This window comes from Nonomuraea sp. KM88, from assembly GCF_052245635.1.
Taxonomy (GTDB): domain Bacteria; phylum Actinomycetota; class Actinomycetes; order Streptosporangiales; family Streptosporangiaceae; genus Nonomuraea.
The window spans coordinates 108726-120769 of record NZ_JBQQCC010000006.1 but is presented as its reverse complement, the minus strand read 5'-3'; the positions used below and the strand labels follow the sequence as shown (position 1 = coordinate 120769).

Sequence of the window (12044 nt, the reverse complement as noted above, 5' to 3'; positions counted from 1 at the left end):
CCCCGGGTCAGACGGTGTGCCGGGCGCGGTAGGCGCCCGGCGGGCTGCCGACCCAGCGCGTGAAGGCCCGCCGGAACGCGCTGGGCTCGGAGAACCCGAGCCGCGAGGAGATCTCCTCGATCGACTCCCTGCCGCGCTCCAGGCTCGCGACGGCCAGGTCCCGCAGCACCTCCTCCCGGATTCGCTGGAACGACGTGCCCTCCTGCCGCAGGAGCCGGCGCATGTGCTGGGGGCTGATCGACAGCCTGGCAGCCACGTCGTCGGCGCGCGTCCATTCGGTGGTGTCGCCGCGTTCGAGGACGTTGCGTACGCGGGCGGCGGTCGTCGTGCCGTAGTCGCGGTGCAGGATCAGGTCGGCCGGCCAGCGGCGGAGGTAGCGCAGCAGGTCGGCTTCCCCGCGCACGACGGGGGCCGTGAGGTGCCGGGCGTCGAAGCTGATCGACACCGCCGGGGCGTCGAAGACCGGCATCCGGCCGAAGACCGGTACGTATGCGTCGCTGTACCCGGGCTCGGGGAAGGGCAGCTCCAGCCGGGACGGCACGATGTGCTTCCCGGCGAGCCAGGCCGGGAAGCGGTGCACGAGGGCGAGCATGATCTCGGCGGCGAGCGGCGGGATGCGGGTGCCGGGCTCGGCGGCGATCTCGATCCGGCAGGTGGCGTCATCGATGACGAGACGGCTGCGGGTGTAGCCCGTGGTGATCGACGCGAACTCGGTCAGGCGCTCGAGCGCGGCCCGCAGGTCGGGCGCGTGGATCAGCCCCAGCGAGATCATCCGGAAGGTGCCGGGCGGGAGGGGCCGCGGCCCGAGCCTGAGCAGCTCGTCGTCGCTGTGCCGCCACAGGGTCCGCATCGCCTTGACCGTCTGGGCGCAGCTGACGTGGGTGGCGCCGGGCCGCGTCAGCGCGGGCAGGGCGCGCCCGATGTCGAGATCGGGCGTCTCCGCGGAGGCGACGGCCGCGCGTACGAACTGGATCGCCACGCCGCCCGCCGACATGTGCACCACCTCTCGCTGCACGAATGACGCTAACAGACGACCTGCCGGACATCAGGGGACACATCGGCGCTTCAGGCTCATCGTAACCTTCCGTAACTGTTTGCACTCTTTTAACAACTCAACTACGGTCCTTGACCACTGTCAGTCGTTTGTGTGCACACATGGAGCGATCAAGTGATGAACCGCAGGACAGGGACCGCCGTCGGCCTCACCGTGACCATCGGCGCTCTGTGCTTCACCTCTCTGACTCCGGCTCACGCCTCTCCCTCGACCCCCACGCCCGCCCCGGCTCCCACCTCCACCCCCACCCCCACCCCGACCGCCAGCACCAAGGGCCTGCTCAGCCCGCTGAAGTACAAGGTCAGCCTGAAAGGGCAGTACCAGCAGACCAACTACTACTGCGTGCCCGCCTCGTCGTCGATGAGCCTGTCGACCTTCGGCGTCAAGGTCAGCCAGAAGACCCTGGCCAAGAAGATGAAGACCACCGCCTCCGGCGGCACCAAGGGCAAGTACGCCATTCCGGTGATCAACACCTACCTCAAGTCGAAGGGGTACAAGGTCACGAGCACGACCGACGCCGACGGCAACGCGCTGGTGCTCATGGACCGGGTCTCCACCCAGGTGGGCGAGCTGCGCAAGGCGCCGGTGCTCGCGGTGTGGATGGAGCAGCTGCCCTGGAACAAGGGCAAGGTCAAGGGCTCGAAGGTCGGCCACGCGATCATCGCGTACGGCTACGACAAGCTGGCGAACACCATCACCGTCTACGACCCCTGGAAGCCGACCGGCGGCTCCCACACCATCAAGGCCTCCACCCTGGCCAAGGTCCTGCAGTCGGGCGGCAACATGTACTCCATCTCGAAGAGCTGACCTATATCCCACGGTTTCGGCCCATATTTCACGGTGGTCCCTGATCATCTTCCGGCGGCGCACTACGGTCCCTGCTCGTCGTCCGTACGAACACCTGGAGCTGTCAAGTGACGAACCGCAGGACAGGGACCGCCGTCGGCCTCACCGTGAGCATCGGCGCCCTGTGCCGACCGGCGGCTCCCACGCCGTCAACGCCTCGACACTGGCCAAGACCCTGCAGCCGGGCTGGGACATGTACTTCGTCGAGAAACTCTGATCTACTGCCCGGATGCTGCATCACGTCGAGCTGTGGGTGCCCGACCTGGGGCGCGCCACCGAGAGCTGGCAGTGGCTGCTGCGGGCCCTCGGCTACCGCCCCTACCAGGAGTGGAGCGACGGCCGTAGCTGGCGGTCGGGGCTGACGTACGTGGTGCTGGAGCAGTCGCCGGCGCTCATCGCCGACCGGCACGACCGCTGCCGTCCCGGCCTGAACCATCTGGCCTTCCACGTGGACGGGCGGGCCCGGCTGGACGAGCTGGTGGGGGAGGCGCCGGCGTACGGCTGGACGCTGCTGTTCCCCGACCGCCACCCCCATGCCGGCGGTGACGAGCACTACGCCGCCTACCTGGAGGACCGCGACGGCTTTGAGGTCGAGCTGGTCGCCTCCCGCCTCGACGGTTAACGGTTTGTCCGGGCTTCACGGCGTGTTGGGGTAAATGTCAGATATTGGCACCATGTCGGTATACCTTCTGGTTTCGGGCTGATCCTTAATCGGAAACGGGTACTGCAACATGCGCAAGGTCCTGACCTTCACCCTCGCCGCCACCGCCACTCTCGGCCTGCTCTCCACCGCGGTCTCCGCTACCCCCGCCGACCGCCCCCGGGACCTCCCGAAGGAGATCTACGGTGGCGCCTGGACCGCCGGCCACGTCCAGGGCATCGCCATCGACCAGCGCAAGGGGTACATGTACTTCTCCTTCACCAACCTGCTCGTCAAGACCGACCTCAAGGGCAACCCGGTCGGCTCGGTGACGGGCTTCACGGGGCATCTCGGCGACCTCGACTTCAACGCCAGGGACGGGCGGGTGTACGGCTCCCTGGAGTACAAGGAGCAGGAGTCGTTCTACATCGCCATCTTCGACGCCGACCGCATCACCAGCATGAACATGGACGCGCAGACCACCGACGTGGTCAGGACCGTGTACCTCAAGGAGGTCGTCGACGACTACGTCGCCGACATGAACGGCGACGGCAAGTTCGACGGCAACATCGCTGACACCCCCGACCACAGGTACGGCTGCAGCGGCATCGACGGCGTGTCGTTCGGGCCGGAGTTCGGCAAGAAGCACGGCAAGGAGCGGCTGACCGTCGCGTACGGCATCTACTCCCACGTCGGCAGGGAGGACAACGACCACCAGGTCCTCCTCCAGTACGACATCAGCCGGTGGAAGAAGTACGAGAAGCCGCTCACCGAGAGCGACCCGCACACCAGCGGCCCCGAGCAGGTGGACGGGAAATACTTCGTCTACACCGGCAACACCACCTACGGCGTGCAGAACCTGGAGTACGACGACCACACGGGCAACTGGATGATGGCCGTGTACAAGGGGAAGAAGCCGCAGTTCCCCAACTACCCCTTCTTCATGGTGAAGGGCGACGAGCAGCCCAGGAAGGGTAAGATCGTCGGCCAGCCGGAGCCCGAGCAGGGCAACCTGCTCACCCTGGCGCCGGGCGGGCTGGAGCACGAGGAGTCGGGCGTGCGTGGGTGGGAGTTCACCGGCGAGTACGGCCTGATCTCGCTCGGCCGGGGCCGCTACTATGCCTCCAGAGCCGGCACGATCACGGAGGACGGCGAGGTCAAGCACACCGGGCACGCCGAGCTCTACCGCTGGACGGGCCAGGTGCCGACGCCCTTCGCGAAGGTCGGTTGACCCTGCGGTTCTCTTGACCGAGGACGAACCGGAGCTTAACCCGGCGTCCACGCTTGTCGCGGCTCACAGCACTCGCCAGCGGACAGCATGTATCCCCTGTTATGGTCTTACCTTGTCTTAAAAACCTGGTAAAAAAATCCTGTCCGGGGAGGGTCATGCAGACCAAGAGAAAGATCGCAGTTGTCGCATCCGTGGTTGCCGGGCTCGCCGCTCCGGCCGTGGCCGTAGCCCCTGCGGCCGGAGCCCAGGCGGCGCCGGCGTGGCAGGCTTACCACAACGCGACCCCGGCGCAGAGCGTGATGCACGTGAAGACGCTCAAGAGCCGCGGCTACCGGCCGATCACGGTGAACGTCTCCGACGGAGAGCACTACGCGGCCGTGTGGGTCAAGGGCAGTTCGTCGGGATGGGGCATCTGGCAGGGCATGTCGTCCCGCGAGTTCCAGCACCAGTTCGACGCGGGCATGCGGGAAGGCGCGCAGCCCGTCTCCGTCTCGGCGACCGGGCCGGCCGACGCACCCCTCTTCACCGCCATCTGGGAGCGCAAGAGCACGAAGTTCCTCACCAAGCACGGCCTCACGCCCGCACAGTTCGGCGCCTACAACAAGGAGGCCGCGGCGCAGGGGCTGGCGCTCTCCTCCGTCGACGCCTACGGCACCCCCGGCGACATCCGCTACGTGGGCGTGTGGACCCCCAACCCCGGCGGAACCTGGAAGTACACCTACGGCATGTCGCGCGAGCGCCACAAGGAGGAGTTCTACGCGAAGAAGAGTCAGGGCTACCGGCCGGTCAAGGTGGCGGTGGCGCCCGACGGCACGTATGCGGCCGTGTGGCGCAAGGACGGGCGCAAGTCCTGGGCCCACTACATCGACATGTCCGCGGCCGGCTACCAGAAGCGGTTCAACGCCCTCAAGAAGCGAGGGCTGCACCCCGTCCAGGTGAACGCCGAGAACGGCAAGTACACCGCCATCTGGGAGTAGGGCACGCTCACCTGGCGAGGACGCGGACGTCCCCCGACCCGCTGCGGGCGACGATGGTGCGGGAACTCCCCGCGTCGCGCGTGACCGTGGTGCGTTCGCGGCCCTCCTTGCTCGTGGCCGTGACCGCGTACGAGCCGGAAGGCACCTTCGCGGTCACCCTGCCCTCGCGTGAGAGCAGGTCGAGGTCGGCGGGCGGGCGGTCGAACGCCACGTCGATCTGCCCGTCGACCGTCCGGCACCTGACCGCGTCCGACGTCAGGCCCTCAGCCGTGATCGAGCCCTCGCTGCGCAGCCGCAACCGTCCGGAGGCGCCCGACACCTGGATGCGGTCGCGGCTCACCACGTCCACGTCCTGGGCGAGGCCCTTGAGGATGACGCCGTCGGCCGCTTCGACCGACAGCCGTACGCCGGGCGGGACGCGGACGTGGTAGCGGGCGCCGCAGTCGCCCACGATCATGTTGCAGTCGGCGCTCAGGCGGAGCGTGCCGTCGCGCAGCGACCAGGTGGCGTTGCCCTCGTCAGCGGCCTTGCCGCGCACCCACCGCTCCACCTCGACCCGCCCTCCGGCTCCTTGGAGCACGCGCACGCCGCCCAGCGACGACCGGATTCCCAACTCGGGGCCTGTGAAGACGAACGACTCCGTGGCGCGCACCTCCGCGGCGTCGAACTCCACGCCGCAGCCCGTCGCGGCCAGGGCCATGGCCGCCGCGCAGGCCGCCGCTACTGTGATGTGCCTCATGCGGACGATGGTGGCCGAACGCCGCTCGCCCGCCATCGGCCGGAGGACCGACCGCCTCCTGTGGCCCATCGGCCATTCGGCCGAAGGCGCTCCCCGGCCGCGTCGAACGGCCGGCTGAAGGATCGCGTCAGAGAGCCGACAGCAGCGCGTTGACGTGGCGCAGCGGGTCCGCCCCCAGCGGGCGCACCGCGACCGTGTCGGCGCCGGCCGCCCACATGCTCTTGACCTGCGCCGCCGCCTCGTCGGGTGTCCCGGTCGCCATCACCACGTCCGCGGGCGAGACCCCCAGGAACTCCGCCTGCCCGGCCACCGTCTCCTCCACCGCCTCGGCGGCGCCGGCCCCCGTGTGCAGGTAGGTGAAGACCACGAGCTCGTGATCCGCGCCGCCGCCGATCTGCGACCGCACGCCGGGCAGCTGCGCGGGACCGATGCCTTCGGGCACGATCGTGCCCTGCGCGACCCGTCCCGACAACGCCAGCGAGCGCGGTCCCTTCACCCCGGCGAGCACGGGCGGCGGCTCGGCCGGCGGGTGCACCAGCGACACGCCGTCGAGGTGCACGGACCGGCCGTGCAGAGTGACCGTCTCGCCGCGCAGCAGTGCGCGTACGGACGTGATCGTCTCCTCCAGGAGGGACAGCGGCGAGGCAACGGCGGCGCCGGCCTGGCGCATCCAGGCGGGCACGCCGTGACCGATGCCGGCGGCCAGCCGGCCGGGATGCATGCGGGCCAGATTGGCCAGCTCCATCGCCAGCAGCATCGGATTGCGCAGGGGAGCGGGGGTGATGCCGATGCCGACGCGCAGCCGGGACGTGACGGCGAGTGCGGTGGCCGCCGCCGAGACGCCGCCCGTCCAGCCGAGGTCCTCCACCACCCACAGGTCGTCGACGGCGGTGCCGTCGAGCTCTCCGGCGAACGGGATCAGCTGCTCGGGCGGCAGGTCCCGGTCGAACATGACGCCAAGTCTCATGATGCTCTCCAGTAGTAGCGAAAGAGCCGGCCGACCTCCGCGTATCCGGCGCGCAGGAACGCGCCGGCCGACGGGACGTTTGCGGCGTCGGTGGCCGCGACGATGCGCGGCACGCCGGCCTCGGCGAGCGTGCGGGTGCCCCTGGCCAGCAGGTCGTTGACGTAGCCGTGGCCGCGGTGCTCGGGCAGCACCCCGATGTAGGCGATGGAGTGGTCGTCGGGAACCACCAGCCCGACGGGGGCGTCGCCCAGACAGCCGATGACGAACCAGTCGGGCTTGGCCTTGCGGTTGATCAGGTCGTCGTACATCCACCGGGCCTCGCGCTCGGCTCCCACGGTGGCCACCTCGACCTGGGTGTCGTGGTCGAGCGAGCCCTCGGACACGCGGATGAGGATGTCGAGCACGTATGACGGGTCCATGCGGCGCGCGGGGCGGTAGGTCAGCCGGCCGGGGTCGTCGGGCAGGTCGGTGCCCGCCGCCCATTCGAGCATGAGCCGCTCGACCTCCATGGTGAAGCCGGCCAGGGTCAGGGCCTCGTGCTCGACGGCGCGGTCGACGACAGGGGAGAGCCCGGGCCTGAGGGGGATGTCGTGGATCATCTTGCTCAGCCTCATCTCCGCCAGGCTGCGGCGCACCAGGCCGGCGGCGGCGACGGGGTCGGGCCCGGGGTCGAACTGCCAGGTGATCACTGGTCCGGAGCCGGGAAAGGGCGCCCAGTAGGCGAGGCGGGCCTGCCCTTCCGTGAAGCACCACTCGGGCCGCGTCCTGCCCTCCTCGAAGGCGGACACCAGCTGGGAGCGGGCAGGCTCGGGGAACTGGTCGAACAACGTGAAGGCCTCCATGCGCGCGAAGGGGGGGCTCCCGCTGGGCGTGCCCACGATGACATCTTCTCGCACGCCTGCCGCGGATCAAGACCGCCCGCGGGTCAGGCGGCGTCGTCGAGGGCCGTGCGCGCCTCGCCGAGCGATTCGGTGGTCTCGAAATGGTGGTCCAGGTTGGTGATCGTCAGCAGGTGGCGGATCATGCCGGGGCCGACCACGAGGATCAGGCGGCCGTGCCGCTGGTGGACCTGGTTGTACGTGGAAACCAGCACGCCCAGGCCGACGGAGTCGCAGAAGGGGGCCCCGGTCAGGTCGATGACGAGTTGGAGCGGCTCGGCGGCGGCCATCGCCTGCTCCAGCTCGGCCTGCAGCCTCGGAGCCCCTGCCACGTCAAGGTCGCCTGCGATGTGGACGACCGTGCAGCGGTCCTCCCGCCACTGTCTGACCACCATGGGCCTCACCTGTCCCGACCTGCAGAAAGATGTGTCTATTTCTTACATATGTTCTGCATTGCCGTTTTGGTGGAGGGTGTAACGCTCGGCTTCGCGGTCGGCATGGATTTCGACCCCTTCTGCCGGACCTTCGGCTGGTCGCTGCCGAGAATCAGCTCGATGCCGTTGATGTCCACCTCGCGCAGCTCGGACCCGGGGATGGCGTCGGCCACCACCCGCGCGGCCTCCTCCTGGCCCTTGCCATGGCGCACGACGGTCTTCTCGTAGTCGTGCTGCCTGGTGTTGCCCGGCTGCCCGGGCACCTTGAACCCGTACGCGACCAGCGCCTCCTTGGTGCGGGCGCCGAGACCGTTGATCAGCGTGCCGTTCTTGATCCTGAGCGAGACGCTCTCCGGCGGGATGGGTGACGGCTTGGCCGAGGGAGTGGCCGACGGGGTGGGCGCGGCCAGGTCGCGGTCGGCGTCGATCCTGGAGAACATGTCGCGGGCCGCCGCCTTGTCCCACAACACCGCGGACTCTCCTGTGGGCGTCTTGTAGTCGACGTCGGCCAGCGGCACCTCCGCGAACTTCACGTCCTCCAGCGAGACGTCCCTGAGCTGGGTGGCCAGGCCGATCAGCCCGTCGTCGGGGTCGACCTTGACCGTGCTCAGCGTCGAGTTGACGAACGAGGCCAGCGTGCCGGGGTTGGCCAGCGTGCCCGCGCTCAGCGCCCGGTTGAGCAATGCGGAGATGACCTGCTGCTGCCGGTCGATGCGGTCGAGGTCGGAACGGGCGGTGGCGCGGGTGCGGGCGTAGCCGAGCGCCTGGACGCCGTCGAGCTTGTGGGTGCCGGCGGGCAGGTCGAGCGCGATCCGCTGGTCCTTGATCGGCACCGGCGTGCAGACGGTGACCCCGCCGAGGGAGTCGACGACGTCGATGAAGCCGAGGATGTTGACCTCGATGTAGCGGTTGATCTGCAGCCCGGTGACGGACTCGACGGTCTGCCTGGCGAGCTTGGGCCCGCCGAACTGGTAGGCCGAGTTGATCTTGTGGTCGCCCTTGCCGGGGACCGTCGTCCAGGTGTCGCGCGGCAGGCTCACCACCGTGACCTTGCGGTGGTCCTCGGACAGGTGGATGACCATCATGGTGTCGGTGCGCTGCCCGGACTCGCGGCCCAGCTTGAGCCGGTTCTGCTGCTGGCGGGTCAGGTCGTCGCGCTTGTCGACCCCCACCAGCAGGATGTTCTCGGCGCCGCGGGAGGAGGACGCGGTCACGCCCGCGTCGACCGTGCCGATCTGGCGGGGGGTCGCCCACACCACGCCGGTCGTGACCAGCACGCACGTGGACAGGAAACCCGCGATCAGCACGTTGCGGCGGCGGGCCCTGGCGCTTTTCAGCGGCCTGCGGGTGCGGCCGGGTGCGAGCTTGACACCGCCATAGGCGTCTCCGCCCACGAGCACACCGGCGTCCTCCTCGCCCGGCTCGCGCATGCACGTCCCCCTCTGTTCACGCCGGAGGATCGGGCTTTCGATTGCCCTCCTCCCCTGCTCGTACAGTAGCGTGAGCCCCGCCATGAAGCAGTTCCCCGACTCGCCGCACGCTCCCGCGGAGACGCGTGCCTGGCCCCCCATCTCCGTCGTCATGCCGGTCCTCAACGAGGAGCGGCATCTCCGCGAGGCCGTCGACCAGGTCCTCGCCCAGAGCTACCCCGGTGAGATCGAGGTCGTCCTCGCCGTGGGTCCCTCCCAAGACTGCACCCAGGAGGTCGCCGAGGCCATCGCGGCGGCCGATCCACGGGTGACCGTCGTGCCCAACCCCACGGGCCGCACTCCCAACGCGCTCAACGCCGCCATCGCCGCGTCACGCAACGGCATCATCGCCAGAGTCGACGGGCACGCCATGCTGCCCTCCGACTACCTGCGCGTGGCGGTCGAGACGCTGGCGGAGACCGGCGCCGACAACGTCGGCGGCGTGATGGCGGCCGAGGGCGTCACGCCGTTCGAGCAGGCCGTGGCCTGCGCCATGACCTCCAAGATCGGCGTGGGCGCCGCCGCCTTCCACGTGGGCGGCACGGCGGGCCCGGCCGACACCGTCTACCTCGGCGTGTTCCGGCGCTCGGCGCTCGACCGGGTGGGCGGCTACGACGAGCACTTCCAGCGCGCCCAGGACTGGGAGATGAACCACCGCATCCGCCAGAGCGGCGGCCTGGTGTGGTTCCAGCCGCGCATGCGGGTCTCCTACCGGCCGCGGCCCAACGTCAAGGCGCTGGCCCGGCAGTATTTCCACTACGGCCGCTGGCGGCGCGTGGTCGCGCGCACCCACGAGGGCACGATCAACCTGCGCTACCTCGCGCCGCCCGCCGCGGTGCTGGCCATGCTGCTCGCGCTGGTCGCCTCGCCGGTCTTCCCGCTCGCGCTGGTCGTCCCCGGGGGCTACGCGCTGGCCATCGTGGCCGGCTCGGCGCTGACGGGCAGCGGTCTGCCGGCCGCCGCGAAGCTGCGCCTGCCGATCGTGTACGCCACCATGCACTGCTCCTGGGGCTGGGGCTTCCTCACCAGCTCGAAGAAGCTGGCCAGGCCGCCGCGGTGACGCCACTCAGCCCGCGAGCACCCGCTCGATGGCGGCGTTGAAGCGGGCCAGCGCGTCGGGATATTCCGGCCCCAGCAGATAGCTCCTGAGCTTGACCCTGGCCCGGGCCAGCGTGTCCTTCCCGTTGAGGAAGTCCGCCAGCCCGGCCAGGTCCTGCCCGAGCAGCTCGCCCGCCTCGGTGCTCGGGTAACGCTCGTGGAAGGCCTTCTCCGGCAGGCCCGCCACGTTCGTCACCGCGTACGGCTTCTCGCTGGCCAGGAAGTCGGCCACGACGCTGGAGATGTCGGTGACGAGCATGTCGCACTCGTTGAAGCAGTCATAGAGATGCGGCTCGGAGCCGGTGACGATCAGATGCCTGATCGCCGGCGCCTCGCCGGCCGCCGCTGACGGGTGCCTGGCCTTCGACGTGGCCAGCTCGCTCTCCTCGATCATGGCGACGATTTTTCTGTGCGCCCGGAGGGCGCTCTTGTCGCGGTGACCGGTCAGCGGGTGCGGCTTGTAGATCACGCGCAGGCGCGGACGGTGGTCGAGCAGGGCCCGCACGAGGCGCGGGCCCATGCTGATCAGCGACGTGTGCAGCAGGTCGTCGCTCCAGCCCTCCCAGGTGGGGGCATAGAGCACGGTCCGGTACGGCAGCCCCGGCCCCTCCGTCGAGATGCCCTCGAGTTGCGGCCTGCCGACCTCGTGGATGTTCTCGTCCCTGACCCCGACCCTGGCACGCCGGTAACGGTCGCGGCCCGCCGGCCCGGCCACCCACACCTCGTCGTAGACCCGGGAGAACGGGTTGAACGACGCCTCCTTGTCGCTGTCGCCGTGGTTCAGGAACGCGCTGCGCAGGGTCGGGATGCGCAGCATGTGGACGTTGCGGCCGGCGTTGGAGACGTACAGGCACAGTTTGGCGGCGGTCAGGGCGCGGAAGCTCATCAGGTCGGCCGACGACGGGAAGCACAACATCGGCAGGGTGGTCGGCTCCAGATGGGCGGCCATGCCGCGCTCGCGGAGCACGACGATGGCGCGCCTGTCGATGCGTTCGAGCACGGGCAGCCACATCCTGGCCTGGTAGGCGGCCGCGGGGGCGCCGGAGAAGTACAGGATGACCTCGGGGCGGTACTTCTCGACCTGCCTGCCCACGACCTCCATGACCTTCGCCCTGTCGGTGAGCGGGGCGGCGCGCCGTACGTACGGGATGAGCGCGAGCGTGCCGGCGGCGCCGAGCGCGACGGCCAGGCTCGCGCCCAGGGCCGCCGTCCTGGCGTCGAACGCCGCCCCGAGCACCGGCAGCGCGTCGAGATAGAGGAAGCGCACGCTGCGGTCGTCGCGCAGGAAGCGGGGCGGCAGCTTGGGGATGCGCAGCGCGGAGACGTCGAGGTTGCGGGTCGTCACCGGCATCCGGCTGAGCATCTGCCTGAGCCGCAGGGCCAGCCCGGCGTGCCCGGCCCGTACGACGTGGATCGCGAACACGCCGGCCGCCATCCCCAGGAACCAGGGCGAGTCGGGCCCGGCCGTCCGCGCCACCAGCAGCAGCGCCATGGTCTCCCTGGCCGCGAAGCGCAGCGTGAGCCCGAGGTGCACCTTGCACAGCAGGTCGGGCAGCGGCCTGCCGGCCCGCGGAGCCACCCGCTCCACCAGGTAGGAGGCCGCGGCGACGGCCCCGAACAAGACCGGCGCCGGCCACAGGGCCGACGCCAGCAGGACGGGGTAGCAGCCGAGCAGTGCCGCGATCACGATGAGTCTCCTCATGTGATCGCA

General features: G+C 69.9%; 12 protein-coding genes. 5 read left to right on the top strand and 7 right to left on the bottom strand.

Annotated features, from left to right (window positions below):
* Window positions 1–7: 7 nt before the first annotated feature.
* Complete coding sequence (locus ACTWPV_RS19940) at window positions 8–1015, bottom strand: AraC family transcriptional regulator ligand-binding domain-containing protein (protein ID WP_443152936.1); 1008 nt, start codon at window positions 1013–1015, stop codon at window positions 8–10.
* Window positions 1016–1171: 156 nt separating this feature from the next.
* Here ACTWPV_RS19940 and ACTWPV_RS19935 point away from each other — a divergent pair, with 156 nt between their 5' ends.
* From ACTWPV_RS19935 to ACTWPV_RS19920, 4 genes are all read left to right on the top strand, one after another.
* Window positions 1172–1861, top strand: a complete 690-nt coding sequence (locus tag ACTWPV_RS19935; protein ID WP_443152935.1) for a C39 family peptidase — start codon at window positions 1172–1174, stop codon at window positions 1859–1861.
* Between the two features lie 268 nt (window positions 1862–2129).
* The gene (locus ACTWPV_RS19930; RefSeq protein WP_443152934.1) at window positions 2130–2522 is read left to right on the top strand and encodes a VOC family protein; all 393 of its coding nucleotides are present in this window, start codon (window positions 2130–2132) and stop codon (window positions 2520–2522) included.
* Window positions 2523–2631: 109 nt separating this feature from the next.
* The gene (locus ACTWPV_RS19925; protein WP_443152933.1) at window positions 2632–3771 is read left to right on the top strand and encodes a hypothetical protein; all 1140 of its coding nucleotides are present in this window, start codon (window positions 2632–2634) and stop codon (window positions 3769–3771) included.
* Between the two features lie 155 nt (window positions 3772–3926).
* Entirely contained in the window at window positions 3927–4748 is an 822-nt protein-coding gene (locus tag ACTWPV_RS19920; protein ID WP_443152932.1) for a hypothetical protein, read from the top strand.
* Window positions 4749–4755: 7 nt separating this feature from the next.
* On the opposite strand, the gene ACTWPV_RS19915 is transcribed toward ACTWPV_RS19920, so the two are convergent.
* The 5 genes from ACTWPV_RS19915 to ACTWPV_RS19895 all read right to left on the bottom strand — a co-directional run bounded on the left by ACTWPV_RS19915 (window position 4756) and on the right by ACTWPV_RS19895 (window position 9196).
* Window positions 4756–5487 carry a hypothetical protein gene (locus ACTWPV_RS19915; RefSeq protein ID WP_443152931.1) on the bottom strand — a complete coding sequence of 244 codons (732 nt, stop codon included), beginning with the start codon at window positions 5485–5487 and terminating at the stop codon, window positions 4756–4758.
* A gap of 127 nt (window positions 5488–5614) precedes the next feature.
* A complete protein-coding gene (locus tag ACTWPV_RS19910; RefSeq protein WP_347643208.1) occupies window positions 5615–6454 on the bottom strand; it encodes an LLM class flavin-dependent oxidoreductase in 840 nt (279 codons plus the stop codon).
* A complete protein-coding gene (locus ACTWPV_RS19905; RefSeq protein WP_443152930.1) occupies window positions 6451–7332 on the bottom strand; it encodes a GNAT family N-acetyltransferase in 882 nt (293 codons plus the stop codon). Before ACTWPV_RS19905 ends, ACTWPV_RS19910 begins: the two co-directional genes overlap by 4 nt.
* A 47-nt stretch (window positions 7333–7379) precedes the next feature.
* Entirely contained in the window at window positions 7380–7727 is a 348-nt protein-coding gene (locus tag ACTWPV_RS19900) for an STAS domain-containing protein (protein WP_347643210.1), read from the bottom strand.
* A gap of 35 nt (window positions 7728–7762) precedes the next feature.
* Entirely contained in the window at window positions 7763–9196 is a 1434-nt protein-coding gene (locus ACTWPV_RS19895; protein WP_443152929.1) for an LCP family protein, read from the bottom strand.
* 82 nt (window positions 9197–9278) lie between these two features.
* Between ACTWPV_RS19895 and ACTWPV_RS19890 the strand changes: the two genes are divergently transcribed.
* Entirely contained in the window at window positions 9279–10295 is a 1017-nt protein-coding gene (locus ACTWPV_RS19890) for a glycosyltransferase family 2 protein (protein ID WP_443152928.1), read from the top strand.
* A gap of 6 nt (window positions 10296–10301) precedes the next feature.
* Here ACTWPV_RS19890 and ACTWPV_RS19885 read toward each other — a convergent pair whose 3' ends face one another.
* The gene (locus ACTWPV_RS19885; RefSeq protein WP_443152927.1) at window positions 10302–12035 is read right to left on the bottom strand and encodes a CDP-glycerol glycerophosphotransferase family protein; all 1734 of its coding nucleotides are present in this window, start codon (window positions 12033–12035) and stop codon (window positions 10302–10304) included.
* Window positions 12036–12044: the final 9 nt, after the last annotated feature.